The 543-nt window shown below is 47.3% G+C and carries 1 protein-coding gene; it reads right to left on the bottom strand.

The window, feature by feature from the left end; translation table 11 throughout:
- Positions 1–483: hypothetical protein (locus E1189_RS01085; RefSeq protein WP_155158270.1), on the bottom strand; the 483-nt coding region annotated here is incomplete at its 3' end.
- Between the last annotated feature and the right edge of the window lie 60 nt (positions 484–543).

Raw genomic sequence — 543 nt, 5'->3', positions numbered from 1 at the left:
CTCCTCTGTCCAGGAGGGTGTCAGATTATCCATCTTCAGGTTGGCCTCCAGTGTAGGTGAGTGCCCACTGTACTTTGGCAGGACTAAAGGTGGAGCTGCGTCCAAGACTCTCCTGATGTAGTCGTCCATGTCTCTTTTCTTACCCCAAAAATGGACATACCAGTTTTTCAAGAGGCGTTGTACCGATGATTTGAGTTCATTGACAGCGTCCATCTTTTTCAGCAGGTCATGAAGTATTCTGGCATCGGTACGGGGACAATGTTCTGGTTCAAGCCACTTTTGTTGAATTGCGACCCGGGCAATAGCTATAAACTGAGGTGAATGAACGCCCAGGGATTTATAGGCCCGGGTGAGTATCGAGACTATGGAAAATTGCCAGTTGTCGTACCTGACTAAACCACTATGGACCATTTTTTCGTGTAAGTCCTGAAGCTCTTGCAACACAATATCAACAGGTTTATCCGGGTGAACCAATGCACCCATCCCCTGAGCGAGTGGACTATCGGAACTAAACCAGCACCCCAACAGATTACACTTTTTGTA

It is taken from the genome of Parendozoicomonas verongulae (assembly GCF_009711465.1).
GTDB lineage: Bacteria > Pseudomonadota > Gammaproteobacteria > Pseudomonadales > Endozoicomonadaceae > Sansalvadorimonas > Sansalvadorimonas verongulae.
The sequence above is the reverse complement of the archived record's forward strand: the minus strand, read 5'-3'. Positions and strand labels throughout refer to the sequence as shown.